This window comes from Streptomyces sp. NPDC094143, from assembly GCF_040303825.1.
Lineage (GTDB): Bacteria > Actinomycetota > Actinomycetes > Streptomycetales > Streptomycetaceae > Streptomyces.
In genome coordinates this window covers 175,764-201,820 of record NZ_JBEOTZ010000005.1, presented here as the reverse complement: position 1 = coordinate 201,820, position 26,057 = coordinate 175,764, and the positions used below count along the sequence as shown (strand labels likewise).

Genomic DNA, 26,057 nt, shown 5'->3' with positions numbered 1-26,057 from the left:
TCTGTCCTCGATTCGACGTCAGAACGAACGGCTCGGCGTGCGGCGGACGACGAGCAGCAGCAAGGCGGCCCCGAGGCAGGCGGTGAGCGCCCCGACCGGAAGGGTGAGCCGTCCGGAGTCCAGCGCCTGCGCCAGCAGCCGCGAGGACAGTTGCGCCGCCGCGTCCGCCCCGCACACCACCACCGCGCCCAGCAGGGCGGCGCCGGGCAGACCCACCCGCAGGTCCGCCCCGAACACGGCCACGGCCAGATGCGGGACGAGCAGCCCCACGAAGCCCAGCGCTCCCACGGCCGCCACCGCGCCCGCCGTCAGCGCCACCGCGCACAGCAGGGCCAGCGTCCGGGCCCGGCGGGCGGAGAGGCCGGCGGCCAGGGCGATGTCGTCCCCGCAGCGCAGCAGGGTCAACGGCCCCGCCAGCAGCCAGGCCGCGACCCCCCAGGCGAGGGCCCACGGCCACAGCAGATGCCAGTGCTGCCACACCCGGCCCTCCGTGGTGCCCACCAGCCACTGGACGACGCTGCCGAGTTCGCCCGGCTCCACCAGGAGCACCATGGCGGTGAGACCGCCCAGCACCGCCGACACCAGCACCCCGTGCACGGCGGTCTGCGCGGGGTCGCCGCGCCCGCGGCCGGCGAGCAGCCACAGCAGTGCCGCTCCGGCGCACCCGCCCGCGCACGCGGCGAGGACCACGGCCAGGGGCGAGTCCCACCCGGCGAGTCCCAGCGCGGTCGCGGTGACGGCCCCGAGCACCGCACCCGGGGTCACGCCCGTCACTTCCGGCCCGGCCAGGGGATTGCGCAGGGCGGACTGCAGGACCAGCCCCGCGACGGCCAGACAGGCACCGGCGCAGAGCGCCACCAGCAGTCTGGGCAGGCGCAGTTGGAACAGGATGTGGCGCTCCGTCGCGTCACCGCCGCCGTTCAGGACGTCCCAGGCCACGCCCGGGGACATACCGCGTCCGGCCACCAGTTCCACACCGGCGCACACGACGGCCAGGGCCGCCAGAGCCATGAATCGCCGGGTCACCGTACGTCCTCCGTTCCGGTCGTCGTCCCGGAAGCGCCACCGCTGGGCCCACCGGACCGGGACTCCTCTCCATCGACGCCGTCCGGCACCCCGGGGCCGGGGACGTGGCTCGGCGCACCGGGCGCCGCCTTCCGTTGTCCGGGCAGCGCATCGCCCGGCGCGGCCGAGGGTGCCGGCCGGCGCCGGGTGGCCCGGCCGCGTCCGCCCGACCGCATCAGCGCGACACCGGCCGGCACCCCCAGCAGAGCCGTCCACGCGCCGGCCGGGGTCTCCACGGGCGCCAGCGCCAGGCGGGCCGGGACGTCGGCGACGATCACGACGACCGCGCCCCAGGCGGCGGACCATCCGAGCCAGCGCACCGCTCCCGCCGCGGGGGCGAACCACCGGGCCAGGTGCGGGGCGAGGAAGCCCACCCACGCCACGGGCCCGCACACGGCCGTCACCGGGGCGATCAGCACCACCGCGATGGCCAGCGCCGTCAGCCGGGCCCGCTGGGCGCGCACCCCCAGCGCCTCGGCGTCCTCGTCGCCCAGCCGCATCACCGACAGCACAGGCGCGCACAGCACGAGGGCGGGGGCCGCGACGAGCAGCCACGGCCACAGACCCGCCACGTCGTCCCAGGTCCGAGCGGACAGGGAACCGAGCAGGTAACGGTAGATCAGCTGGAGGTCCAACTGGTCGGCCATGACCATCAGCACCAGCAACGCGGCCTGCAGCGCGGCCGCCACCGCGGCGCCGGTCAGCAGCACCGCGGACGGACTGCGGCCGAGCCCGGCGGCCAGGAGCGTGAGCCCGCCGCCGAGCGCGGCCCCGCCGATGGCCAGCAACGGCTGGGCGACGGCGGGCAGGGACAGGCTCAGTACCAGCGGCGCGGCCACCCCCAGCGCGGCACCGGACGACACGCCCAGCATCTCCGGCACCGCCAGGGGATTGCGCACCGCCTCCTGGAGCACCAGCCCGGCCGCCCCCAGACAGGCTCCGGCGACGAGGGCCAGGACCACGCGGGGTACGCGGAGTTCGGTGACGACGATCCCGGCGAGCGTGGTGTCCCCGTCCAGCACCGCGGCGAGCAGCCGGTGCGGTGGGACGTAGGGCGTGCCGAGGCTGAGCGCGCAGATCGCGGAGACGGCCAGCAGGACGACCACCAGGAGCGGCTGGCCCCTGCGGGCGCCGGGCGACGTCCGTTGTCCGCCCGCCGCGGCGGGATCCGCCGCGCCGGGCGCCGAGAGGGGCGGGCTCACCGCAGCGCGGCCGTGGCCTCGTCGAGGACGATGCCCAGCGAGCGGGTGCCGCGGCCCTTGGCCCACACCTCCGGGTTCACCTCGTGGACGTCGCCGTTCCGCACCGCCGGGATCTTGCTCCAGAGGGGGTTGTCGGCCAGCTTCTCCGACAGTTTGCCGTCCGCGTCGCCGAAGCTCAGAGTCTCGACGAACAGCACGTCGACGTCCTGGGCGAGAATCTCCTCGAGGCTGTAACTGCCCTCGATCCCACGGGACTTCCACGGGTAGTCGGCGATCTTGGGGAAGAGGCTGGCGGCGACGTCGGACTCCGGGGTCGCGACGCCGAAGTTCTCGTCACTGCCGTAGATGATCAGAGCGGTCTTGTCGCTGGGCGTCTTCTCGGCGGCGGCGAGCTTGGTCCGGAAGGTCTTCTCGGCCTTCTCCCCCTCGGCGGTGCGCCCGGTGAGCGCGGCCAGATCGCGCAGGTAGCCGACGCTGTCCTGCCACGTCTCGGGCTGCATGGCCCAGAACGTCGTGGCGCCCTTGAGCGCCGGAGCGAGCTTGCCGTGGGTGTCGCCCAGGCCGATGACGAGGTCGGGCTTGTGGGAGAGGATCGCCTCCACCTCCGGGGCGATGAATCCGCCGGGGATGACGTCGACCTCCTTGGCCTTCTCCTCGCCCAGGAAGTCCGGGTGGGCGAGCAACGTGCTGTTGGTGGCCGTCGGGACGATCCCCAGCTCGGTCAGGATGTCGTCGCAGAGCGCGAACAGGCAGACGATCCGCTCGGGTTCCTTCTTCAGGGAGACCTTGACGCCGTTGGTGTCGGTCACCTCCGTGGACGCCTTGATCGGTTCGACGGTGACGTCGGTCTTCGTCGCCGGCCCGGCCTTGTCGCTCGCGGGTTCTCCGGACGACGAGCCGCAGCCGACCAGGACGGAACCCACCACCGCTGCGGTGATCCAACTACGGACGAATCTCGACGGTGCGCGCAGCATCGATGCCCTCGCTCTTTTCAGGTATCGGGAACGCACCGAAGATACATGATAATCGTTTTCACCAGACCGTTTCCGGAGGACCCATGCCCACTGACACATCCGTCCTGCTCGTCTCCGACCACGTGGACGGAGCCGTCCACGCGCTGACCGTGCCGGACGGCGCCGTCGTGGGACGCCTCACCGGCCGTCACCTCTCCGAGCACGCCGGGTTCCTGGCGCTGCCCGGCGGGCGGGTGGCGTGTGTCGACGACCGCCGGGGGGAACTGCTGGTGCTCGACCCGTTCTCGGAGAAGCTCGTGGAACAGACGGTCCCGGTGGCCGTGCCGGCCGAGCACCTCGCCTGTGACCCGGCAGGGCGCCGGCTGGCCGTCACCACCGGCCTGGGCGAGAACACCGCACCGTGGTCGGACCTGTTGACCGTTCTCGACCTGGCCACCGGCGACACGGCGAGGGTGCGTACCCGTGTCGGCGAACCGGGCGTGACGGTGCTGGGCGGTGACGATCCGCTGGTCGTGCTGCGGCACCGGGAGCCCGGCGAGCTGGCCGTCCACCGGTTCGCGGACCTGCTCGCGGGTCCACCCGGCTGCCCTCCGGTCGCACCCCACGCGGTCCTGCCCCTGCCGGACGACGGACACGGGGACGCCCAGGCGCCCGGTACAGGACACGTGTTCGCGGCCACGGGCGCCGGAGTGCACCGGGCCCGGAGGAAGGGCGACACCCTCACCGCCGAGACGGTCATCCCCTGGGGGGCGCCCGCTCGCGGCTGGTACCTCCGGTTCGACACCCGCCGGCAGGCGCTGTGGAGCACGCTGCGCGGCGGCGACCCGGACCCGCTGCGATGGCCGGAGTGGACCAACCAGGCATGGCACCACGACCTGGGAACGGGCCGCACGCTCCTGACGGAACTCGGCCCGGGACTCGTCTTCCGGCTGGCCCTCGCCCGGCACCACACCGCCTTCACCCGCATTCACCCCGACGGCGACGAACTCGTCCTCCTGGGCGCCGACGGAACCGTCCGCGGGGTTCCCCTGCCGGCCATGGACGGCGCCCCGCGTCGCGGCGATACCCCCTGGGAGGGCGTCCAGCGCCGAGCGGTGGCCGCCTCCCCGGGCTCCGACTGGATCGCCGTCACGCGGGGCGGCCACGGCGAGGTCCACATCGTCGACGCGGAAACGGGGCACGAGGCGGTCCGCCTGCGGCCCGGCACGCCACTGCACCACGGCGGCCACGTGGCCCTGCGCAGCCGCGGCGACGGTGCCGAGGGCGACCCCGTGGGCCGGTAAGGACGGGCGGGCCGAAACGGCCCCCACGGCCACCGGCAAACCCATCGAACCACAGAATCGCAACGACATTCATTTTCATATATCGTCTGTCCCGCTCACCGCTCGCCCCAGGAGGCTGATCCCCACATGACGACTCGGGCTCCCTCGTCTCGCCTTCCCGTCACCGTTCTGTCGGGCTTCCTCGGGGCCGGCAAGACCACCCTGCTCAACCACGTCCTCACCAACCGCGAGGGCCTGCGCGTCGCCGTCATCGTCAACGACATGAGCGAGGTCAACATCGACGCGGCCCTGGTGCGCGGCGGCGAGGCGGCACTGTCGCGCACCGAGGAACGTCTGGTCGAGATGACCAACGGATGCATCTGCTGCACCCTCCGCGACGACCTGCTGGAGGAAGTGGACCGGCTGGCGCGCGAGGGACGCTTCGACTACCTCCTCATCGAGTCCTCCGGCATCTCCGAACCCATGCCGGTGGCCGCCACCTTCGCCTTCGCCCGGGACGACGGCGCCACCCTCGACGACCTGGCCCGCCTGGACACCATGGTCACGGTCGTGGACGCCGCCAACTTCCTGCCCGAACTGGCCGGCGGCGACGAACTGACCGAGCGGGGCCTGGACCAGTACGAGGACGACGAACGCACGGTCAGCGACCTGCTGATGGACCAGATCGAATTCGCCGACGTCATCGTCCTCAACAAGCTCGACCTCGTCGACCCCGCGTCCGCCGACCGGCTGCGGGCCACCCTGGCCCGCCTCAATCCCGCCGCCCGCATCGTGCCGGCCGTGCGGGGCCGCGTACCGGTCGGCGAGGTCCTGGGCACCGGCCGTTTCGACCTGGAGCGGGCACAGCAGGCTCCGGGCTGGGTCAGGGAGCTCAACGGCGACCACGTACCCGAGACGGAGGAGTACGGCATCTCCTCGACCGTCTTCCGCTCCACGGTGCCCTTCCACCCCGGGCGGCTGTGGAGGTTCGTCACGGAGACCCTGGACAGCGGCAGCCACGGACAGGTGCTCAGGTCCAAGGGCTTCTTCACGCTCGCCAGTCGGCCGCACGTGACGGGGCGGTGGTCCCAGGCCGGCGGCGTGGCGCGCTTCGAGCCTTCCGCCGCGCGCGATCCGGACAGCCCTCACGCCCAGGAACTGGTCTTCATCGGCACGCACTTGGACGCGGAGTCCCTGCGGACGGCCCTGGCCGGCTGCCTGATGCGCGAAGGCGAGACTCCGCCCGCCACCGACCCCTTCCCCGCCTGGGACACCTACGGGCTCGACGAGAGCTGTGCGCACGAGCACGACCCCCTCACCACCGTGACGGGGCACTGAGGCTCCGGGCCGGACGGTGGTCGCAGCCACGGCACCGTCCGGCCCGGTACACACCCGCGTCAGGGAGAGAGCTCGATCCACACCCCGGCGCAGCCGGAATGCCCTCCTTGAATCACTGATGAAAATGATTACCATGTGTGGCGTCTTCGGGAGGTGAGCGGCCCTGCGCGAAACGTCAGTCACACAGCTGCCGGCGCCGTTGCGTACGACACGACAGCGGAAGGCCGTCCTGAGCGCCCTGCATCAGCGGGCCGACTTCACCTCCGCCCAGGAACTGCACGAGGCACTGGAGGCCGACGGCATCACCATCGGACTGACCACGGTGTACCGGACCCTGCACGCCCTGGACCGCTCCGGACAGGTCGACGTCGTGCGGGAGAGGAGCGGGGAACGGCTCTACCGGCCCCGGCCCGCCGACGGACACCGCCACTACCTCGTCTGCCGCGACTGCGGCCTCAGCACCGAGGTGGAGGCGGCCGTGGTCGAACGCTGGGCGGAAAGGGTGGCCGAGGCGACGGGCTTCGCGGAGGTCGAGCACACGGTCGAACTGAGTGGCGTGTGCGACCGTTGCCGCTTCACCCGGTCCACCTCGTCGGCGCTCACGGACCGGCACACCTGAAGGACCTTCGATCCACCCACCGCGGCCCTGCCGGGCGGCGCCGGGTGTGCGGAACGCCCGCCGGCTGAGGGCCGGCGGGCGTCGCGCGCAGCGGGTTCCCGCGCGGGTCGGTCAGTGACCGGCAACCGTGCCGGACAGTTCGTTCGTGCTCTTGGGCAGCGTCACGGACGACAACTTGTCACCCGAGTCCAGGTCGAAGGCGTGCAGTTGGCGCTTGCCCGGCTCGGAGACGTACGCCGTGTGGTCCCGGACGAACAGGGTGGGCCTCGGCTGCTGCCAGTCCAGGGGCTCCGTCCAGTCGGCGACCGCGTCGATCTTCCTGTCCACCTTGCCGGTCTCCGGGTCGATGACGTGGAGGACACCGTTGGTGCCGAGCACCAGTGCCTCGCCGCGGGGGCCGCGGCCGAGGGAGCGGAAGGAGTAGCTGGTACCGAGGTCGACCAGCTTCATCTTCGCGGTGCGTGTGTCGATCAGCGAGATGCGGGTGGGCCGCTCCAACTCCGCCTCGGGGTCGGTCTTGTAGTCGCCCAGGAGGATCGGGGAGACGTCGCTGCCCGCCTGGTTGCCGGTCCGGGCGTAGTCGTCGGCGGCGTCGACCTTCGTGAACTTGCCGTCCTTGTAGAGCAGGACGCCGTCCTCGCAGCCGAGTCCGACCACCTCGCCCTCGGCCGCGGCCTCGCCGTGCACGCCCGGGCAGTTCTCCGCGCGGGCGATCTCCTTGTCGTTCTTGTCGAGGACGAGGGCGCCGGTGCGCTTCTCCTCGGTGCCCAGGGTGCTGACGAGTTCGCCGTTGGCCAGTTCGATGGCGACACCGTGGTGGGGCTCGGCGGACGTGTAGGTGCGGGTCTGCGGCTTGGCGCCGGCGCCGAGTTCGGCGGGGTCGAACACGTTCACCTCGCCCGTGCCGTCGGTGAACAGCACCGTCTTGCCGGCGTGCCGCACGACGTGACCGGGCTTCGGGCCCTTGAACGCGGTGTCCGTGAAGGTCTGCCGGGCGGCGTCGAGGACGCGGAAGCCGCTGTCGGTGGAGATGACGACGTGGTCCTCGTCGCCGGCCGGGTTGATCCGGTTGAAGCCGGGCAGTTCGATCGTCTTCGCGAGCTTCAGGGTCTCGCCGTCGAGGACGTACAGTCCCCCGTCGAAGGAGGCGACCAGCGGGTTGTCGACCGCGACGGCCCCGTCGCTCTTCGTCCGCTTCGGCTCGGCTTCGGAGGCGGCGTCGCCGTTTGCGCCGCAGGCGGTCAGCGCCATCGATGCCGCCAGGGCGAGGGCCGTGCCCGTGAGCGTTCTGGCGCGCGTCGGCTTGTTCATGGTGTGTGCTTCCTCTCCGGCCCCGACGGGGGCGGGTTTCGGGGGTGGAGCGGCCGGCGTCTGGTCCGCCGGCCGCGGTTGGGTTCGTTCAGGCGCCGGTGAGGCCCTCGGTCATGGCCGAGGTGTTGGCGCGCATCATCTCCAGGTAGGTGCCGGCGCCCTTGCCCTTCTCGGTCAGCGACTCGGAGTACAGCGAGACGACGTCCACGTCGCCGCCCATCTCCCGGCGCAGGACCTCCGCCAGCCGGGTGGGCTGGGACGAGTCGGCGAAGACGGTGCGCACCTCGGCCTGTTCCATGGCCCGCGTCAGCGAGCGCAGGTCGGAGGAGCTCGGGGAGGCGAGTGTCGTGCCGCTGGGGATGACCGCGCCGATCACACGGAAGCCGAAGCGGTCGGCGAGGTAGCCGAAGACGTGGTGGTTGGTCACCAGGGCGCGCCGGTCCTCGGGGATGGCCGCGAAGGACTTCTCCATCCAGGCGGTGAGGTCGGCGAGTCGTGCGTCGTAGCGCCCGGCGTTGTCCCGGACGGCCTTCTCGTCCACGCCTGCCACGTGCTCGACGACCTGGTCGGCGATCAGGCCGGCCACCTTGCGCACCCGGTCGGGGTCGGTCCAGAAGTGCGGGTCGGGCTCTCCGGCCTCGTCGGCGGGACCGCCCTCGCCCCCGGTGTGGAAGGTGAGGGGGTCGGCCGCCTCGCCGGCCGCGAAGGTGGCCACACCCGACTCGCGGGCCGCCTCCACGTGCCGCAACACGTTCTCCTCCAGCCCGAGCCCGTTGTGGACGACCAGGTCCGCGTTCTCCAGCTCGGCGGCCTGCACGGCCGACAGGCCGAAGGAGTGCGGGTCGGCGTTGGGCTTCATCAGCACGCTGACGCCCGCCTCGTCCCCGACGATCTCCCGGGTGATGTCACCGAGGATGTTGGTCGTCACCACGACCCGGGGCCGGTCGTCGTCGCCGCCCGCGCAGCCGGTCACCGCACCGGCGAGGACGAAGAAGCTGACCAGGGTCAGCACCAGGGCGCGCACCCGCGCCGCTCGCACCGGCATGCTCATCGGCCCGTCTCCACCATCAGGGACGGCCGGACATCCACGTCGAACGTGCGGGCGACACGCAGGCTGTCGTTGTAGTCGATCTCGTACACCCGCTTGCCTGCCGGGTCGTTGAGGTAGGCCCGGCTCCGGTCGACCTCGATCACCGGCGCCCTGCTCCCGCCGGAGGCGGTCTCGGGGACGTCCCCCAGCAGGGGCGCGGTGACCGTGGTCTCCTTGCCGCTGGAGATGTCGTAGCCGTGGAGGGCTCCGTCGTTCTCCAGGACGAGCAGCGGCGAACCCTCGCCCGCGGTGTTCGCCGCGATCACCGGGCCGGTCTCCACCCGGGTCCAGGCACGCCCGGTCACGTCCAGGACCCAGACGGCGTCCCTGCCCGCGGGTGCGGTGAGCGTGGTGCTGCCCGGACGGTGCCGGAACTCCGCTGCCCGCTCGTTCCTCGGCACGTACTCGCCGTACGGGATCTTCTCGGCGCTGAAGGTGCCGTCGTGCTCTTGGACCAGCAGGGCGCCGTCGGCGCAGCCGAGGACGATCCCACGCCGGGTGACCGCGTCGCCCTTCGGGTCCTCGCACTCGGACTCCGGAGAGGCGACGCGCCGGCCGGACCGGTCGAGCACGACGACCCGCGCGGGGTCGTCACCGGCGCGCGTGAGTGCGATCAGGTGTTCCGCGTACGGGACGACCGCTGCCGCGTAAGTCCCGGGAAGTCCGACGGGGGTGCCCGGCTCGCCCTTCTCCAGGTCGGCGCGGGAGTGGACACCCGCCTTCCCGTCCGCGCCCGTCACGACGGTCACGCCCGCGTCGCCACGGACGCTCGCGCCGGCGCCGCCGGGGAGTTCGCCCACCTTCTGGATCTTCGCGCGGTAGTAGTGCACGTGGTCCCCGTGGTCGACCATCCACGCGCCGCTGTCGAGGACGTGCGTGCCGTCGGCGCCGTGGAAGTAGCCGAAGCGGCCGTCCGTGGTGAGTTCGGTGACTCCCGTTCTGCGTGCCGCCCGGTGGACTTGGCCGCTGATCAGGTCCAGTACCCGGATCTCGCCGGTGATGTGGTCGCCGAGAAGGAGCCGGGACTGCTGTTCGGCCGCCTCGGTGGCGCCCTCGACGTAGCCGTGGGGGGTGGCGGAGGAGGAAGCACGCCCCGATGCGGGCTCGGGGTCTTCGTTCGGGCCGGCGCAACCAGCGGTCAGCAGGACCGCCGAAAGGAGTGCCGGCGCCAGGGAAGTGACGTTTCTTCGGACGAGCAAGGAGATCGCCTCAGGTTTCGTTCGGTCGGGTCGTGGGGGCGGCGTTCGCGGGGATGGCGACGGTGCCGGGGCGGCCGGTGCGGCGCCGGTGCAGGAACCCGGACGCGAGGTGGGACACGAAGAAGAGGCTGACGGCGAGGGCCGACACGGTCGCGCCGGCCGCGGTGCTCAGATGCCAGGAGAGCAGCAGTCCACCGAAGCTGGCGCCGGCACCCAGGACGGCGGCGAGGACCATGACGCCGCGCACGCCACGCGCCCAGGGCAGGGCTGCCGCCGGTGGCGCGATGAGCAGACCGAGGACGAGCAGCGTTCCCACGATGTGGAAGGAGGCGACGATGGCCAGGGCCAGCAGACCGAGCAGCACGGCGTGCGCCGACCGGGGACGCAGGCCGAGCGTCTCGGCCTTGCGCGCGTCGAACGCCAGCGCCAGGAAGGCGCGGTGACCGAGCACCGAGACGGCCAGTGCCAGCGCCAGCGCCACCCCGAGGAGGACCAGGTCGCTCTCGCGGACCGCGAGGACGTCGCCGAAGAGGAACCCGGTGAGGTCCACGGCGAAGGACTGTGAGCGCGACACGATGATGACGCCGAGCGACAGCATGCCGACGAACAGCAGGCCGATGGAGGTGTCCTGGGACAGCCTCGGCGTGCGGCCGAGGGCGGTGACGCCGGCGGTCATGACGGCCGCGCTCACCACCGCGCCCACCAGCAGGTTGCCGCCCAGCAGGGCGGCGACCGCGACGCCCGGCAGCAGACCGTGGGACATGGCGTCACCGAGGAAGGCCATCCCCCTCAGCACCACCCACGTCCCCGCGAGGGCGCAGATCGCCGACACCAGGATCCCGGCCCACAGGGCACGCTGCACAAAGGCCACCTCGAAAGGGGCCGTCAACCACTCCATACGACGACACTACAATGATAATCATGTTCAAAAAACACTGCCCGAGGGGCCCTCGGGCCGAGACGACCGATCTGCGCGTTCGGATCACCGACCTGGACGCCGGGTATCCGGGCAGACCCGTTCTCCGTCAACTCACCGTCACCATCCCCGCGTTGGCCATGACGGCGCTCGTCGGACCGAACGGCAGCGGGAAGTCCACCCTGCTCGGCGTCCTCGCCGGCGTGATCCAGGCCACTTCGGGACAGGTCCAGTACGCGGAGGGCCGCCCGCCGGCCTTCGTCCCACAGCGCGGCGCCGTCGGTGACGCACTCCCCCTCACCGCGCGGCAGACCGTGGAGATGGGCCGCTGGGGCGAGCGCGGGCTGTGGCGGCGGCTGACCCGCCACGACCGGGCGGCCGTCGACTTGGCCATGGAACGACTGGGCGTCGCCGACCTGGCAGACCGCCAGCTCGGCGAACTCTCCGGTGGTCAGCGCCAGCGTGTCCTCATCGCCCAGGGCCTCGCCCAGCAGTCCGACCTGCTGCTCCTGGACGAGCCGACCACCGGACTCGACCCCGGGGCCCGGGAAAGGATCACGGCCCTTCTGACCGGCCTGATCGCCGACGGTACGACGGTCGTCCAGGCCACTCACGACCTGGAGGCCGCCCGCTCGGCCGACGCCTGCCTCCTCCTCAGCGACGGACGGCTGGTCGGACAGGGCCCGCCGGAGGAGGTGCTCACCGCTACGGGCCTGTCCTGAACACGAAGTCCTGCGGGTCATCGCCCGCATCCGTGCCTCGCTGCTGCACACCTGACGTCCTGGCGGCAGTCATCTCTGCAGGATCGCCTCTGCCCGAAGCCGCGTACGGCGGTGGGTCAGCGCCAGTCGTCGATCACGTAGGCGTCCGGGTGGCTGTAGCCGGGTTCGTTGGGCTTGTGCATGGTCACGCCTTGCAGGCCCGCACGGAACCCGCGGGCGGCCATGCGCTCGTAGGCATCCTGGCGGGCCAGGTTCACTCCGGCGTCCAGTTGTCCCAGTCCCTTCTCGGTGGCCAGTTGCTCGCACGCATCCAGCAGTCGTTCGAACCGGTCCGCGGCGTCCGGGCCGGGGCGTGCGGCGCCGAACTTGACGAAGCACACGTCCTCACCGGCCTCCGACCCCGCTCCGCAGTGGCAGACGGCGAGACCGTCGAGGTCGGAGCCGGCGCCCTCCAGGAGGATGGTGTCACCGAGCCCCTGCGCCTGCACGGCCACGATCTCGCGCTCCAGGCTCAGGCCCTCGTACACGGTCCCCGTGAGTGCACGGCTGAGACTCAGTGCGTCGGGCCGCTCGGCGGCGGTCAGCTCGCTGTACAGCACTCGGCCGGGGACCGCGGGACTGACGGTGACCTGCTCCTTCATGATGGCTGTCAGGAATCGGGGCCAGAAACCGTACCGACGGTAGAGCTCCAGGTGCTTGGGACTGTGCGAGAAGGTGAACAGGCCGAGGTGGCGGTTCTCCCAGGTGTCGAAGCAGGCCATGACCGGCTCCATGAGGCGCCTGCCGATGCCCTGGTCCCACAGGTCCGGATGTATCGTCAGCGGCCCGAAGAACCCGACGCTGCCCCAGTTGGCGGCGAAGTTCGACCCGACGACCTCGCCCTCGACGGTCGCCGCGAAGGCCGCGTGCGGATCAGCGGCCCAGCGGGTGTGGACATAGTCGGCGGTGCCGAAAAACTCCTCTGGCTCGGGGGCCCCGAGGAAGGTCCCGAAGGCGACCCTGAAGATCGCGTCGGCCCGGTCCAGGTCCGGCTCGGCCAGCGGGCGGACCGACACCGGGGCGGCGACACTCGTTCGCTTCGCTGAGGGCATGATCGCTCTCCTTTCCGCCCCCACTCCCATCGCACCACGGACGTGCGCTCCGGGCGATACGACAGGTCACGACGGTGTCCCGAAGGCCGTGTAGCAAGATCATCGAAGGGTCGGCACAGCTCGGACTGCTCGCGACGTGTTCGGCTCCGTCTTGTGCCCCCACGCCATCGCCCGATGGATCCGGGATACTCACCGCGGTGGTGGTTCGGCCGCCAGTGAACGCCACCTTCCGGCCTCCCTTACCGCGTACCTTCCGGACATGGCTGATCACCGCTCGGTCGACGTGCGAGGGATCCGGCTGGCCTATCAGGTGTCGGAGCCGCCGGACGCGCCGCCGCTCGTCCTGCTCCACGCGCTGGGTGGGAATGCCACCGACTGGGAGCCGCTGATGCCCGTCCTTGCCCGCAGCCGACAGGTGTACGCCCTCGACCTGCGTGGGCACGGCCGAAGCGACTGGCCCGGGGACTACTCGCTCGAACTCATGCGGGCCGACGTGCTGCGGTTCCCGGACGCACTGGGACTGGGCCGCGTGGAGCCGATCGGACACTCCATGGGCGGGGTCGTGGCCTACCTGCTCGCACAAGACCATCCTCACCGGGTGAGCCGACTCGTCCTGGAGGACGTGCCGGCCCCCCGTCCCCGGGAGCCGGGTACCCCGGCCAGGCCGGACGGCGACCTGGGCTTCGGCTGGGAGATGGTGCCGGCCGTCAGGCGGCAGATCGACCGGCCCGGTCCCAGGTGGCTGGAGCGACTCGGCCAGGTCACCGCGGAGACGCTCGTGGTGGCCGGCGGCCCGCGCAGCCACGTGCCCCAGGTCGGTGTCGCCGAGTCGGCCTGCCGCATCCCCGGCGGGCACATGGTCACCGTCCCGGTCGGGCACCTGATCCACCGCGCGCCGGAGGCGTTCACAGAGGTCGTGGCGGCGCTCCTGCTGAGCAGGCTGGGGGATCATGGTCGTCGACCAGCCGGCGGAGCCACACGGGGGTAGGGGAATCATGGTCGCGTTGCACGCGTCCGCGCTGGACGGAGTCGCCCGTAACCCGGCGCTGCCGACACCGTTGCTGCTGCGCTTGCTCGGGTTCGACAACGGTGGTGAGGGGCCGCCCCGTCATGCCGTGCAGCGGGCCGGCCTCCCCGAGTCGGCCGTCGCGGTGATCCTGGCTCACCCGAACCCGGGCGCTCGTATCGACTTCGCGATGAGCACCAGGGCCGAACCCACGCGGCGGGCCCGGCTCGTGGACGACCCTTCCCCCAAGGTGCGGGCCGCTCTCGCGTACGGACCCGAGTGGCACGACCCGCGTACGACGGTCGCGCCGCTGCCGGACGACGTATGCGCCCGCCTGCTCGACGACCCCGACGCTTCCGTACGGGCGGCCCTGCTGGACTCGCACCATCTCGCACCCTCGTTCGTGGGCTCCCTGGCCACGCACCGCCATCCGGCAGCGCGCCGGAGCGCGACGCGCGCGTGGGAGAGGCTGACGCCGGACGAGCGCGCGGCGCTGCTCGCCGACCCCGAACCCCACGTGCGGCGGGCCGCCGCACTGCGGGAGTGCCAGCGGGACGCGCGTCTCACCGCCGAGCTTCTCCGCGATCCGACGTCCGCCGCCGAGGCGCTGCGCCGTGGGCGCATCCACCGCGCCGACGCCGAACGGTGCGTCGCCGAGCGTACGCACCTGGCCGCCCTGGCCGAGAACCCGACGCTGCCCTCCGGCCTCGTGGAGCAACTCGCCGTCGACCCCGACGAGGCCGTACGGCTCGCGGTCTCCCTCAGGCCGGAGCTGGACGAGACACGACGCATGTCGATCGACTTCACGGTGGAGCCGTTCGCCAGGGGAGACGTGGAGTGGGTGCGGGACGGGCTCGCCGACCCCGAGGTGCTGCGCCGGGCGGCGACCTCCGCCCACCCGCTCCTGCGGCGCACCGCCGCCCGGAGTCCTCACCTGCCGCCCGACCTCATGCGTCTGCTCACACGCACTGAGGATCCTCTGGTGGAGGACCTCTTGAGCGTGTACCACCCGGACACTCCGGAAGAGGTGCTGATGCGGGTGTACGCACGGCTCGGCGGCACGTTCTCCGCCTGGATGGCGGAGACGCACCCCCGCTTCCCCCGCGAGGGTCTCGCCGAGCGCTACGCGGACCACCCGGACGGCACCTGCCGACGGCTGGCCGTCCGGGACCCGGCCGCCACCCCCGCGCTGATCGAACGGCTCAGCCATGACCCCGCGGTCCGGACACGCCAGGCGGCGGTCGGCGATCCGCGCCTCCCGCTCCACCGCCTCCGCGAGGCGCTCCTTGTCCCGGAACTGGCCTCCAGCGCGGGGGCCAACCCCGCGCTCCCCCACGGCGACATGGCTGCCGTCCTGGACCGGGCGGGCGTTCCCGCCTGACCGCCGGTCCTGCCTGCATCCTGCCGGGTCCCATCCGGCCACCGGAACCGGCAGCGAGATGTCCACGACCTCGCACCTGGGCCCCCCTCCGGTTGGCTCCTCGGCGGCGACGCTCCCCCTCCTGTGACCGCATGACGCAGAACGGGCCCCGAGGCAGGCCCGACCGACCTGCTGCACCGGGCAGACGGCCGGCCCACGTCAAGAAGCGCTCCCAACACGGGTGCCACTGGGCAGACTTGACGGCCCGGGCAATGTGCAGCGGGCACGAGGCCGAGGAAAGTCGCGGGGTATGTCGGTGGATCTCAGCTCAGTCATCATCGCAGTGGCCGGCGTCGCAGGAACCCTGGGAGGGGCACTCCTCACCCAGCGCGGCTCCGAACGAGCCAAACGCTTGGAGATAGACCTCGTCCGAGACCACGAGGAGGCACGCGAGAACCGTTCGCTGCGACGCACCTGCTATGTCGAACTCAACCGGGACGCCCGGCAGTTCACCACCGCGCTCAACCGCCACCTGCACGTCATGAGGGAACACGGCGTTGCCGAGGCCGACAGCGACGCACTCGAGGAGGCGAAGAACGCGCATCGGGACCGGTACTCCGAGGCGCAGATGATCGCCCCCGAAGAAGTACTCCGGCGGGCGAGTGTCGTCAACCAAGCCCTGACCAGGGTCTACGGCCAGGTCAAGCGCCTCGAGCGCGGTGCCCCCGAACCAGGTGAAACGATGGAGACCGCAGCCCGGGCCCAGTCCGAGATCTGGGAGATGCTCCGCACCATGCGAACCGCCATGCGTCACGACCTCGGTGTGTCGCAGGGCCGTCACGGTGGGCGGACCGGTGAGGGCTGGCGGCATGATGCCCCGGGTGGGCCCGATGAGTGACATGCCCGACCGGAATCGAACGCGATGGGGGGTTCTGGCCCGACCGGACTTCCGACTGCTCTGGGTGGGCGAGACGGTGAGTGGGCTGGGCAACAGCATCACCGTCGTGGCTCTGCCACTGATCGCGGTGGTGGCGTTGAACGCCAGTTCCACAGCCGTCGGTTCGCTCGCCGCGGCTGTGTGGCTGCCGTGGCTGCTGGTGGGCCTTCCCGCAGGCGCATGGGTGGACCGGATACGCAAACGGCCACTGATGATCATGTGCGATCTGGTGGCCGCCGCGGCGCTGGTGAGCATCCCGGTGGCGGCGTGGCTCGGTGCGCTCACCTTTTGGCAGCTGGTCGTCGTCGCGTTGACCTGCGGCAGCGCGATGGTGTGCTTCAACACCGCCTACCACTCGTACATCCCCATCGTGCTCGACGGCCACGACCTGCTGGAAGGCAACGCCAAGCTGCAGGGCAGCGAGGCCGCCACCCAGCTCGCGGGGCCGGGGGTGGCGGGGCTCCTGGCCCAGGCGTTCGGTGCGGTCACCGCGCTCGTGGTCGACGCGGTGACGTTCCTGATCTCCGCGTCCTGCCTGAAGCGGATCAGTGTGGTCGAGCCGGACAGCCGTCGTCACGTGGAACGCGCCTCCCTGCGACGGGAGATGACGGAAGGGCTCCGCTTCGTGGGCCAGGACCCGTATCTGCGGCCGATGGTCACGTGGGGCGCCGTGATCAACATGGCGCTGACGGGTTACCAGGCGGTCCAAGTCGTGTTCCTGGTCCGCACCGTCGGGCTGAACCCGGGCATGGTCGGTCTCGTGCTGACCAGCGGCAGCGCGGGCGGCATCGTGGGTGCGCTGGTGGCCACCAGGGTGAGCCGGCGGTTCGGCAGCGCGCGCGGGCCCCTTCTTCTGCAGGTCGCCACCTCGCCGTTCGTGCTGCTGTTGCCGATGACGACGGCAGGACCGGGGCTGCTGCTGTTCGCGCTGGGAGCCTTCCTCGTGGGGGTCGGCATCACCGTGGCCAACATCGTGTTCGGCAGCTTCCGGCAGACCTACTGCCCGCCGCACATGCTCGGCCGGGTCGTGTCGACGGCCATGATGATCAACCACAGCACCATCCCGCTCGGATCACTGCTCGGCGGCGTGCTCGGTGACGCCGTCGGGCACCGGCCGGCCATGTGGATCATGACGGGTGTGGTCGCGCCCTCCTGGCTCATCCTCGCCATGGGCCCGATACACCGCGAGCGCGACCTCCCGCACACTTACGAGCCGTCGCACGCCGCCGGGCGTCCGGCCCGGCCGGTGAACGAGCGAAGCCACGACTCGTGAGCGGCCCACCACAGGAGTGGAAATGGTGGGCGAGGCGGCTGTGCGCCCGGGCGGCGGGCCGGTCGTCGGGGTTCACTGAAATGACGTGAAATCATCCGTCCGGGAAAAGACGCCTCCCCATAAATGGCTATACCAAACGTGTTGATGAGGGGGAAGGGTGACGCTACGCTCGCAGACATCGTGACCGCTTGTATGCCATTCGTGACCGGAATGACAGGGCGACGCAGCGGGGGAGGAAAGCCGACGTGGCGTCGGCTTGAATTTCGACGTTCGACTCACACGGGGGAAATATTGGATACGCGTCATCTCGAGGCATTCCTGGGCGCCGTGGACGCGGGAAGTGTGACACGGGCGGCCGGCATGCTCCGAGTGACCCAGCCGACGGTGACCAATCGCATCAAGGCACTGGAACGGTCGCTCGGCCTGATCCTGCTGGAGCGCTTACCGGGCGGTGTCCGGCCGACGAGAGCCGGTCGCTCCATCCTGAAACAGGCCCGCGAGATCGTGCGGCTCAGCGGTCACGTCCGGCGTATCGCGGACGCGTCACTCACACCGCAGGGGAAAATCTGCGTCGGTGCGCCGGAAAGCCTCGTCAACCACCGACTGCTCCCGCTCATCGAATACCTGCTCCTGCGCTATCCGGACATGGACGTGTCGCTCAGGCTGTCCCCTCCCCAGGAAGCGGTCACCCTGCTGCGCAACGGGCAGGTGGACTGCGTGTTCATGATAGGAAGCGGAACCTCGGACGAGGATCTGGAGCACTGCGATCTGTGCCCCGAGCCGTTCGCCCTGGTGGCCGGAGGGCGACTGGGCCCCGGCCGCCAGGGTCCGGAGGAGACCGTGTCGTCGATCCTCGTCAGCGCCGACCTCGACGTCCGTCACTGCGGCGGACTCCTGGACGAGGTCGAGTCGACCCTGCGGGCGGGGCGGACCCTGCACCTCGATTCCATCACCGCGGTCAAGCGCATGGCCGAGAACGGCATCGGCGTGGGACTGCTCCCCGAGGTCACCGTGGCCGAGGACATCGCCGACGGCCGGCTCCGCAGGGTCGTGGACTGGCGGCCCGTCACCCCCACCTACACGCAGGCCCTGTGGCGGCGCGGCGACATCGGGCACCCGGCACTCGACGCCGTGCTGAAGGCCGCCTCCGACGTGGTCAGCGCGGGCTGAACGGGCTCCGGGCCCCCCTGTGGAGCCACGAAGCCCGTGGGCCGGTCAAGCGGCGTCGGTGAGGAGCTGGGCGAGCAGACGCCGGTGGTCGGTCTTGCCGTGCTGGTTGACGGGGAGACTCTCCACGATGCGCACGACGCCCGGTGCCATGTACGCCGGCATCGAACGCAGACAGAACGCGAGCAGATCGCTCTCCGCCGTACCGGCCGCGCCGTCCGCCAGGACGACGAACGCGCTCAACTCGGCGTTGCCGTCAGGGTCCTCGTACACCACGACGGCCGCCTCGCAGACCTCGGGGTGGGCGAGGAGCCGGCGCTGCACCTCGGCCGGTTCCACGCGGTTGCCGCGGATCTGCACCTGGGAGTCCCTGCGCCCGCAGAAGCGCAGCGCGCCGTCGGCGTCCCGGTAGGCCAGGTCACCGGTCCGCAGCAGCCGCTGCCCGGAGCGGGGCTCCAGCGGGTCGGTGACCAGGACGGCGTCCGTGGCCTCGGCGTCCCCCCAGTAGCCGGTCATCAGGGCCGGACTGCGCAGGTACATCTCGCCGACGACACCCTCCTCGCGCACGGGCGCCCCCTCGGCGTCCAGCAGGAGGATGTCGGTGCCCCGGTGCCCGTTGCCGATCGACAGGTGCGTCACGTCGTCGGGCAGCGGGTCGGGCACCTCGGCGAAGCTGGCCGCCATGGACTCCGTCGCCCCGTAGCAGTTGACCAGACGGATGCCGGGCCGCAGCCGCTGGAGTAGGCGCAGTTCACCCAGCGGGAACTCCTCCCCGCAGAACAGCACTCCGCGCAGCTCCGGCAGGTCGGCCAGCTGGTCGGGGATGTGGCGCAGCGACTGCCGCCAGATGGACGGCACGCCGTTGACGTGGGTGGCCCGGGTGACGCGCAGCACCTTGAGGAACCGCGTCGGCCAGCGCAGCAGAGCCCGCGGGACGGGGGCCACCGCCGCTCCGCTGCCCAGCGCCATGCCGATGTCCAGCAGTGAGAAGTCGAACTGGAGCGGGGACGTCGACGCCACCCGGTCGCCCGTCGACACGAACCCCTCGGCGATCATGCCCCGGTAGAAGGCGACGACGGAACGGTGGCTCATCACCACGCCCTTGGGCCGGCCCGTGGTGCCCGACGTGAAGATGATGTAGGCGGTGTCGGTCGGTGTCACGGCGCGCCTGAGCCGCTCACGGCGTGCCGGCGGGCGCGGCACGTCGATGGTCCCTCCGCCGAACCGGCCGTGGCCCACGGCCGGTTCCGGTTCCCCGTCGGCGGTCAGGCACAGCGCGGGCTCGGCCAGCCGCTCGATCGTCTCTCTCCGTTCGGCCGGGGTCTCCGGGCTGACCGGGACGAAGGGCAGGCCGCGCGACGAGCACGCCAGCACGAGGGCGACGGCGTCGGCGGACGTGTCCGACACGATCATGACGCGGTCACCGATCCGCAGACCGAAGCGGTCCAGTTCGGCGGCGTACCGTTCGGCGGCCTCGCGCAGGTCGTGGAAGGTGGTCACCCGTTCCGCGCCGTCCGCGTACTCCACCACGGCGGGATGGTGGGGGTGCGTGGCCGCGGCCGCCAGGAGGAACTCGTCGAAGCGTTCGTCGGGCCGGTGGGTCACCGCGGGTGCGGGAGTCGCTGGCATGGTCTCTCCAGGTCAACGCAGATTGTCGGTCGCGGCCGGGGCGGGCGGTACGGGTGTGGCGATGTGCGGTTCGCCGGTGACGAGCACCAGCGGGGAGTTCGGGGCCGTGCTCAGGTGCCGTACGGTGCCGACGACCAGGACGTGGTCGACGGAGGTGAAGGTCTCCGCTACGTCGCAGGTCATCACGAGGGCGGCGTCGTGCAGGACCGGGACGCCCCGGAGCACGGCGTGCGGGGTGTCCCGGAAGCGCTGTGCGGGGGTGCCGGTGGCGAAGCGCCGCACCAGCGGTCCCTGCGTGTGGGACAGCACGTTGACGGCGAAGCGGCCGGCGCGGAGCAGGTCGTCCAGGGTGCGTCCGCCCGTGCCGAAGGCCAGCAGCACGCTCGGCGGTGCCACGGACAGCGACATCAGCGAGGTCGTGGTGCAGCCCACGGGCCCGTTCGGTCCGAGGGCGGTGGTGACCGCGACGCATTTGGCCAGACCCGTCATCGCCGCGCGGAAGAGCGCTTCGTCCACCCCCGTCCCGTCCGGCGGGGCCGCCTGGGCCGTCGTCGTCTCAGCCCCGAGCACGGCTGACCTCCCGGCCGGACGTGAGCCCGGCGAGGGTGTCGAGCGCCCGCTGGACTACAGCGGTGCGGGGGCGTCCGCGCCGCGCGGAGTCGGCGGCGAAACGCAGGGCCTTGGGCAACTGCGTCCAGGCGTCGGCGAGATCCGGGCCGGCGTGCGGCCCCAGGCGGTGGAGCTGGTGGCGGGACGCCGCCCACAGGTCGTCGAGGTGCCGCTCCAGCAGGTCCCCGTCGGAGGTGAGGCGGTCCCGCAGGTACGCGAACACCTCGCGCGGCTCGCGCAGCCAGGTGCCCGGCCACCGCGTCGGGGCGGCGGCCGGGGGCGCGGGGGCCCGGCGCAGCCAGCGGTAGGCATCCACGGGGCCGCTGTCCACGGGTTCCCCGAGGGCGTGCACGTCCCGGTTGCGGACGGCCGGGTCGAGCGGGCCCACCGGCGTCAACGCCCGGCGCAACGAGTCGTCGTCGAGCACGCCGGCGTAGGGCAGTTGCTCGCCTCCGGGCATCAGGGCGTGGAACGGGTCGGCCACGAGCCACCCCGGTGCGTCGTGGGCGCGCAGCAGGAACCAGTGGGGGACGGTGCGCACCCCGTGGTGCGGGGACCAGGGCAGGTGGAAGGCGTTGCCCGACACGATCACGCGGCCCTGCTCGGCGAGCAGGGCGGTGAGCGCGGCACGGGCCGACGGCCAGTCCGGGCGGTGGTCGTGGACCAGGGTCCCGCCGTCGATGCGGTCGTGGTGGGAGAAGGCGAGCGTGCCGTCCGGTGCGTCGGTGCGCACCCACAGGTGCACCGCCGACGCCAGCCGGTCGGCCGCCGCGCCTCCCAGGTACTCCACCAGCGTGGTGGTGTAGCAGGACAGGGCAGGTGTCATGGTGTCGCCTCCCAGGCGCAGGCCACGGGTACGTCGATGAGGTCTCGCACCTTGCGCCAGCGCAGTCCGCGCCAGTCGCCGTGGTCGAGATACGGGGGCACGTCGATGCTCCAGGGGCGCCCTCCGATGCCGGTGCCGTCGGTCTTCACGCAGGCCTCCTGGACCGTCCAGATCTCCGTGAAGACGGTGTGCCGCAGAGGCTCCGGCATGCTGGACAGGTGCGTGGCGTACGGGGCGGCGCACCGCCGGACCATGGCGTGGCCGACGTGGAGCGGCGGCACCTGCACGTCGACCCCGACGCGACGGCCGGACGCGACGGCCACGACGGTGTGCTCCCCGTCGTGGGAGATGCTGATGCCGGGCCGGGAGCGGCCCGCCAGGAGCGGTTTGCCGTTGTGGCCGGCCACGACCGGTTCGCCGGCACCGTCTGATGCCACCTCGGCGAGCAGCCCGCGCAGGAGTGCGCGCCCCGCCAGGACCTCTCGGGCGCGCCAGGCGGGCAGGCCTCGGGCCGTGGCGAGGTCGGCGGGGGTGAGGCGGCCGGCGGGGGCCGCACCGGTGGCCACCCACACACCCGGGCTGATCTCCAGGACCCTCACGGCAGTTCCCCGGGATCGCTCTGGGGGGCCGTTTCGGCCACGATGCCCAGGACGACCTCGGTCGTGCCGCCGCCGATCCCGAACAGGGCCCCCTGTGCCCGCAGCTGCTGCGGGCCACCGGTGCGGAAGCCGTGCGCGCCCTGGAGGTGGGCGCACACGTCGAGGACGTGCTCGACGGTCTCGGCGGCGCTGGCCTTGAGCAGCGCGGCGGCCGAGGTGTCGCGGCGGGCGGCGACCGCCTCGGTGAGGCTCTCTGTCAGGGCGCGGTGCTGACGGGAGCGCAGCAGGGCACCCGCCCAGCGCTGGCGTATGCCCTCCCGGTCCCACAGGACGCCGCCGCCGTGGCGGCGCCGCCCCAGGTAGCGGGCGGTGTCGCCCAGCACCCGCTCGCACAGCGCGACCGCCCACAGGGCCCCGGCCAGCCGCTCGGTGGCGATGTGGGCGGCGAACGCGCTCAGTCCCCGGCCGGTCCCGCCCACGACGTGGTCATGGGTCAGCCGGACGCCGTCGAAGGTGAGGTGACCGGTGCCGGAGCCGTCGAACAGCCGCGTCTCGGCGGGTTCGGCGCGCACACCGGGCGCGTCGGCCGGTACGAGCACCCAGGTGAAGTTGGTGAAGTGGGGGCCGGGCCGGTGGCGGGCGAGGACCAGGGCGGCACCGCACGTCGTCGCGTTGGTGATCCAGCGCTTGGTGCCGTCGAGCCGGACGTGGTCCCCGTCGAAGGAGACACGCGTGTCCAGGGCCGCCAGGTCGCAGCCGGACGCCTCGTCGGTGGCGGCGAGGGCCATGATGGTGCGCCCGTCGAGGCTGTCGGCGAGCGTCCGGGCGGCCGGGCCGGTCCCCCCGGCCAGCAGCGGCAGGCAGGTGGCCAGCGGCACGGTCACGGCCAGCGTCGAGCCGACGCCGAAGCGGCGGTCCAGGTCGGTCAGCAGCGCGCCCAGCGCGGCCGCGTCGACGCCGCCGCGCGGATCGCTGCCGCGGTAGACCCCGGCCAGCCGGTTCTCCGCTCCGAGGACGCGCCAGAGGTCGGCGCCGCTCGCGTCGGCGGGCAGTGTGCCGAGGCGGGAGCCGGCCCCGGCGGCGGGCTCCCGCACCGCGGGGACGCTCATGCCGCCGCCCTGTCGTCTCCCTCGGCGGCGCCCTGCGCCCGCCGCACCGCGGCCCACAGGCTGCCGGCGGTGGCGAAGGTGGCGTCGTTGAGGTCCTCGTCCGGCAGGGAGACCCCGAGCCCGTCCTCGATGGCGAAGAGCAGGTCGATGGCCTTCATGGAGTTCATCCCGAGGTCGTGCAGGCGGCTGTCCTCGGTGAGGGGACGGTCCCCGAGGTTGGGCAGGAAGGGCGTCAGCAGGTCGATGAAGGGCTGGTTCACGGCTTCTCCGTCGCTTGGGTGGTGGTGCGCATCGGTCAGGGTCGGTGGGGCCGCACGGCGAACACCCAGCGGTCGGCGGTGAGCAGGGACGCCAGTTCGGGCAGCAGGCCCCCGGGGGCCGGCCGGCCCCGTTCGGCCCGCCGCTGGGCGATGAACGCGGTCGCGGTGAGCCGGTCCCAGCGGCGCAGGTGCTCCGCCGCGTCCAGCCGCTCGCCGAGGTGCTCGCGGTAGGCGGCGTGCAGGTGCCGGGCCCGCGTCAGCAGCCAGGTCTCCGCGGTCAGCCGGCGTGCGGCGGCGAGCCGGTCGGGGTGGGCGGTGTAGGCCTCGACGTAGGCGGCCGGATCGTCCAGGGACAGCTCCGGCCGGGGCGGGCGGTACTCGGGCACCGGCGACAGGGCGCACGCGAAGGAGGCGGTGGGCAGGCGCTCCCAGGGGTAGGTCCACCGGCCGGGGCGGGCCGGGCCCCACGCCGTCTCGTTGTCGTACGCGTCCTCGACCTCGGCTCCGTCGGGGTGCGCGCGGGCCAGGAAGCTGTGCTCCATGCGCGCCCGGCCCGCGTAGGGCAGCCAGGGCATGTCGTAGGAGTCGGCCACGGCGTAGACCACCGAAGCCCGTTCGGCCATGGCACGCAGCCCGTCGGCCGGGACGTGGTGGGCGAAGGCGTCCGGCCGCAGGCCCACGAGGGCGGCTCCGTCGCGCAGGTGGTCCTCCGGCGGGGGGTCCACCGTGGGCAGGCCGTCGGGGCCGGGCCGCGGCCGGAAGCGCAGCCGCGCCCCCAGCGCGAGGTGCCGTCCCGGCCCGTGCCGGCGGTCCGCGAGGACCGCCAGGTTGACCTGCACGCAGTCGAGGATCCCGGTCCGCACGGACGGGACCGCGACGGCCGTCACGGGCGGGCCTCCACCCGGGACAGCCCGGCCACCGCGCGGGCGAGCGCCTCGTCGGGCGGGGACTGGTCCTCGACCCCGCCGTCGAGGAAGTGCTCGTAGGCCCCGAGGTCCAGGTAGCCGTGGCCGCTGACGCACACCAGGACCCCGCCGGTGGCGTCGGGCGAGGCGGCGATGCGGGCGGCGGCCGCCAGGGCGTGGCCGGACTCGGGCGCCGGCAGGACGCTCTCGTGGCGCGCGAGCAGCCGGCCCGCGTCCAGGGCGTCCGCCTGGCTGACCGCCACGGCGTCGACGTCGCCGCTGTGCCGCAGCGCGGAGATGAGCTTCGCCGCGCCGTGGAAGCGCAGGCCCGCGGTGTGCGCGTCCGGGATCCGGTAGTCGCTGCCGATGGTGTACATGGCCTCCATCGGGCCGCTGCCGGTGGCGTCGGTCTTGTCGTAGGCGTAGACGCCGCGGGTCAGTTTCGGTGTGCTGCTGGACTCGGCGGCGACCAGCCGGGGTCCCTGCCTGCCCGCCGCACGGGCCGTGGCGTGGAAGGGCAGCGCGATGCCGCCGAAGTTGGATCCGGCGCCCACGCAGCCGACGACCGCGCCGATCTCGGCGTCCAGTTCCGCGAGTTGCTCCTCCGCCTCCAGGCCGATCACGGACTGGTGCAGGATGCTGTACGTCTCCCCGCTGCCGATGCAGAAGGCGACCCGGTCGTGTTCGGCGGCGTACTCGACGGCCTCCCCGATGGCGAGCGAGAGGCTGTTGCCGGCGGCCGGGGCCTCCGTGGCGGAGACCTTGGTCATGCCGCTGGGGCTGGCGTGCACCTCGGCGCCCAGCATGCGCATCAGCACCCCGCGGTAGGGCTTGCGCCGGAGGCTGGACTCGACCATGAAGACCCGGCAGCGCAGTCCGAACAGGGCGCACGCGGCAGCCATGGCGGTGCCCCACTGGCCTGCCCCGGTGCCCGTGACCAGCTCCCGCACACCGGCCTTCCGGTAGTAGTAGGCCTGCGCGAGCGCCGTGTTGAGCTTGTGGCTGCCCGAGATGTTGACGCCCTCGTTCTTGACGTACACCGGGACGCGGGCGCCGACGGCCTCCTCGAAACCGCGGGCACGCCACAACGGGGTAGGGCGGTACTGGCGGTAGCGCTCGACGACCGGGGCGGGGATGTCCCAGTACTCGCGGGCGGAGACGCTGTGCCGGATCAGCTCCGTCGGGAGGTTGATCTTCAGCGCTCCGTCACCGGTGCGGGGCGGGGTACGGTCCGGCGGCAGGGGCTCGGACAGGTGGGGCAGGATGCTGCGCCAGCGGGTCGGGATCCCGTGCGTCACGGCCGCACCTCCGCGGCCGTCACGACGTCGATCAGGTCCCGGACGGTGCGGAAGCTGCGCCCCACGAAGAGGTCGTCGGGGAGGGTGACGTCCAGCTCGTCCTCGATCCGCACGAGCATGCCGACGAAGCCGAGGGAGTTCACGTTCAGCAGGTCCCCGACGAGCGGTTCGTCGTCGCTGACGCTGCCGGGCGGAAGGGACAGCCGTGACTCGGCGATGACCACCTTCTTGACGACGGTGGCGACGGCGTCCCGGTCGAGGGACAGTTCCTGGGGCATGGCACGCCTTTC

Annotated in this window: 26 protein-coding genes; 9 read left to right on the top strand and 17 right to left on the bottom strand. The window is 72.4% G+C overall.

From position 1 onward, the window contains the following. Window positions 1-18: 18 nt before the first annotated feature. From ABTZ58_RS09020 to ABTZ58_RS09010, 3 genes are all read right to left on the bottom strand, one after another. On the bottom strand, window positions 19-1,011 hold the full coding sequence (locus tag ABTZ58_RS09020; RefSeq protein ID WP_351352378.1) for a FecCD family ABC transporter permease: 993 nt from the start codon (window positions 1,009-1,011) through the stop codon (window positions 19-21). A gap of 11 nt (window positions 1,012-1,022) precedes the next feature. Next, the gene (locus ABTZ58_RS09015) at window positions 1,023-2,159 is read right to left on the bottom strand and encodes a FecCD family ABC transporter permease (protein ID WP_502996041.1); all 1,137 of its coding nucleotides are present in this window, start codon (window positions 2,157-2,159) and stop codon (window positions 1,023-1,025) included. A gap of 104 nt (window positions 2,160-2,263) precedes the next feature. Then, the gene (locus ABTZ58_RS09010; protein WP_351352375.1) at window positions 2,264-3,241 is read right to left on the bottom strand and encodes an ABC transporter substrate-binding protein; all 978 of its coding nucleotides are present in this window, start codon (window positions 3,239-3,241) and stop codon (window positions 2,264-2,266) included. Between the two features lie 83 nt (window positions 3,242-3,324). Here ABTZ58_RS09010 and ABTZ58_RS09005 point away from each other — a divergent pair, with 83 nt between their 5' ends. The 3 genes from ABTZ58_RS09005 (at window position 3,325) to ABTZ58_RS08995 (ending at window position 6,460) form a co-directional block, all read left to right on the top strand. Then, window positions 3,325-4,524 carry a YncE family protein gene (locus ABTZ58_RS09005; RefSeq protein ID WP_351352372.1) on the top strand — a complete coding sequence of 400 codons (1,200 nt, stop codon included), beginning with the start codon at window positions 3,325-3,327 and terminating at the stop codon, window positions 4,522-4,524. A gap of 126 nt (window positions 4,525-4,650) precedes the next feature. Continuing rightward, on the top strand, window positions 4,651-5,841 hold the full coding sequence (locus tag ABTZ58_RS09000) for a GTP-binding protein (RefSeq protein ID WP_351352369.1): 1,191 nt from the start codon (window positions 4,651-4,653) through the stop codon (window positions 5,839-5,841). Window positions 5,842-6,040: 199 nt separating this feature from the next. Beyond that, entirely contained in the window at window positions 6,041-6,460 is a 420-nt protein-coding gene (locus ABTZ58_RS08995; protein WP_351352366.1) for a Fur family transcriptional regulator, read from the top strand. Between the two features lie 111 nt (window positions 6,461-6,571). Here the strand turns inward: ABTZ58_RS08995 and aztD are convergent, their stop codons facing one another. The 4 genes from aztD to aztB form a co-directional block, all read right to left on the bottom strand. Continuing rightward, window positions 6,572-7,771 (bottom strand): zinc metallochaperone AztD, encoded by a 1,200-nt coding sequence (gene aztD, locus ABTZ58_RS08990; protein ID WP_351352363.1) that lies wholly within the window; start codon window positions 7,769-7,771, stop codon window positions 6,572-6,574. Between the two features lie 88 nt (window positions 7,772-7,859). After that, complete coding sequence (gene aztC / locus ABTZ58_RS08985; protein ID WP_351352360.1) at window positions 7,860-8,822, bottom strand: zinc ABC transporter substrate-binding protein AztC; 963 nt, start codon at window positions 8,820-8,822, stop codon at window positions 7,860-7,862. Further along, window positions 8,819-10,060, bottom strand: coding sequence for a hypothetical protein (locus tag ABTZ58_RS08980; protein ID WP_351352357.1), 1,242 nt, complete (start codon window positions 10,058-10,060; stop codon window positions 8,819-8,821). The genes aztC and ABTZ58_RS08980 overlap by 4 nt, the downstream gene beginning before the upstream one ends. A 10-nt stretch (window positions 10,061-10,070) precedes the next feature. Next, the gene (aztB, locus tag ABTZ58_RS08975; RefSeq protein WP_351352354.1) at window positions 10,071-10,958 is read right to left on the bottom strand and encodes a zinc ABC transporter permease AztB; all 888 of its coding nucleotides are present in this window, start codon (window positions 10,956-10,958) and stop codon (window positions 10,071-10,073) included. Between the two features lie 14 nt (window positions 10,959-10,972). Here aztB and aztA point away from each other — a divergent pair, with 14 nt between their 5' ends. Then, entirely contained in the window at window positions 10,973-11,698 is a 726-nt protein-coding gene (aztA, locus tag ABTZ58_RS08970) for a zinc ABC transporter ATP-binding protein AztA (RefSeq protein ID WP_502996034.1), read from the top strand. A 116-nt stretch (window positions 11,699-11,814) separates the two neighbouring features. Here the strand turns inward: aztA and ABTZ58_RS08965 are convergent, their stop codons facing one another. Beyond that, entirely contained in the window at window positions 11,815-12,789 is a 975-nt protein-coding gene (locus ABTZ58_RS08965) for a GNAT family N-acetyltransferase (RefSeq protein WP_351352347.1), read from the bottom strand. Window positions 12,790-13,048: 259 nt separating this feature from the next. On the opposite strand from ABTZ58_RS08965, the gene ABTZ58_RS08960 reads away from it, so the two are divergent. The 5 genes from ABTZ58_RS08960 (at window position 13,049) to ABTZ58_RS08940 (ending at window position 18,535) form a co-directional block, all read left to right on the top strand. Continuing rightward, a complete protein-coding gene (locus ABTZ58_RS08960; RefSeq protein ID WP_351352344.1) occupies window positions 13,049-13,777 on the top strand; it encodes an alpha/beta fold hydrolase in 729 nt (242 codons plus the stop codon). A 7-nt stretch (window positions 13,778-13,784) separates the two neighbouring features. Further along, window positions 13,785-15,176: a Mucin-2 gene (locus ABTZ58_RS08955; protein WP_351352341.1), complete on the top strand. Its 1,392-nt coding sequence runs from the start codon at window positions 13,785-13,787 to the stop codon at window positions 15,174-15,176. Between the two features lie 289 nt (window positions 15,177-15,465). Continuing rightward, window positions 15,466-16,053, top strand: a complete 588-nt coding sequence (locus ABTZ58_RS08950) for a hypothetical protein (protein WP_351352339.1) — start codon at window positions 15,466-15,468, stop codon at window positions 16,051-16,053. After that, window positions 16,025-17,365: an MFS transporter gene (locus tag ABTZ58_RS08945; protein ID WP_351352336.1), complete on the top strand. Its 1,341-nt coding sequence runs from the start codon at window positions 16,025-16,027 to the stop codon at window positions 17,363-17,365. Before ABTZ58_RS08950 ends, ABTZ58_RS08945 begins: the two co-directional genes overlap by 29 nt. Before the next feature lie 291 nt (window positions 17,366-17,656). Beyond that, window positions 17,657-18,535 carry a LysR family transcriptional regulator gene (locus tag ABTZ58_RS08940; RefSeq protein ID WP_351352333.1) on the top strand — a complete coding sequence of 293 codons (879 nt, stop codon included), beginning with the start codon at window positions 17,657-17,659 and terminating at the stop codon, window positions 18,533-18,535. A gap of 45 nt (window positions 18,536-18,580) precedes the next feature. On the opposite strand, the gene ABTZ58_RS08935 is transcribed toward ABTZ58_RS08940, so the two are convergent. The 9 genes from ABTZ58_RS08935 to ABTZ58_RS08895 are packed head-to-tail and all read right to left on the bottom strand — an operon-like array spanning window position 18,581 to window position 26,045. Next, window positions 18,581-20,161, bottom strand: coding sequence for an AMP-binding protein (locus ABTZ58_RS08935; protein ID WP_351352330.1), 1,581 nt, complete (start codon window positions 20,159-20,161; stop codon window positions 18,581-18,583). Between the two features lie 12 nt (window positions 20,162-20,173). Beyond that, window positions 20,174-20,731, bottom strand: a complete 558-nt coding sequence (locus ABTZ58_RS08930) for a flavin reductase family protein (RefSeq protein ID WP_351352328.1) — start codon at window positions 20,729-20,731, stop codon at window positions 20,174-20,176. After that, window positions 20,718-21,596 carry a hypothetical protein gene (locus ABTZ58_RS08925; RefSeq protein ID WP_351352325.1) on the bottom strand — a complete coding sequence of 293 codons (879 nt, stop codon included), beginning with the start codon at window positions 21,594-21,596 and terminating at the stop codon, window positions 20,718-20,720. Before ABTZ58_RS08925 ends, ABTZ58_RS08930 begins: the two co-directional genes overlap by 14 nt. Beyond that, the gene (locus tag ABTZ58_RS08920; RefSeq protein WP_351352322.1) at window positions 21,593-22,195 is read right to left on the bottom strand and encodes a 4'-phosphopantetheinyl transferase family protein; all 603 of its coding nucleotides are present in this window, start codon (window positions 22,193-22,195) and stop codon (window positions 21,593-21,595) included. Before ABTZ58_RS08920 ends, ABTZ58_RS08925 begins: the two co-directional genes overlap by 4 nt. Continuing rightward, window positions 22,192-23,304: an acyl-CoA dehydrogenase family protein gene (locus ABTZ58_RS08915; RefSeq protein ID WP_351352319.1), complete on the bottom strand. Its 1,113-nt coding sequence runs from the start codon at window positions 23,302-23,304 to the stop codon at window positions 22,192-22,194. The genes ABTZ58_RS08920 and ABTZ58_RS08915 overlap by 4 nt, the downstream gene beginning before the upstream one ends. Further along, window positions 23,301-23,564, bottom strand: a complete 264-nt coding sequence (locus ABTZ58_RS08910; RefSeq protein WP_351352316.1) for an acyl carrier protein — start codon at window positions 23,562-23,564, stop codon at window positions 23,301-23,303. Before ABTZ58_RS08910 ends, ABTZ58_RS08915 begins: the two co-directional genes overlap by 4 nt. 35 nt (window positions 23,565-23,599) lie before the next feature. Further along, entirely contained in the window at window positions 23,600-24,451 is an 852-nt protein-coding gene (locus ABTZ58_RS08905) for a hypothetical protein (protein ID WP_351352313.1), read from the bottom strand. After that, a complete protein-coding gene (locus tag ABTZ58_RS08900; protein ID WP_351352310.1) occupies window positions 24,448-25,767 on the bottom strand; it encodes a TrpB-like pyridoxal phosphate-dependent enzyme in 1,320 nt (439 codons plus the stop codon). The genes ABTZ58_RS08905 and ABTZ58_RS08900 overlap by 4 nt, the downstream gene beginning before the upstream one ends. Then, window positions 25,764-26,045, bottom strand: coding sequence for an acyl carrier protein (locus ABTZ58_RS08895; protein WP_351352307.1), 282 nt, complete (start codon window positions 26,043-26,045; stop codon window positions 25,764-25,766). Before ABTZ58_RS08895 ends, ABTZ58_RS08900 begins: the two co-directional genes overlap by 4 nt. Window positions 26,046-26,057 lie beyond the last annotated feature (12 nt).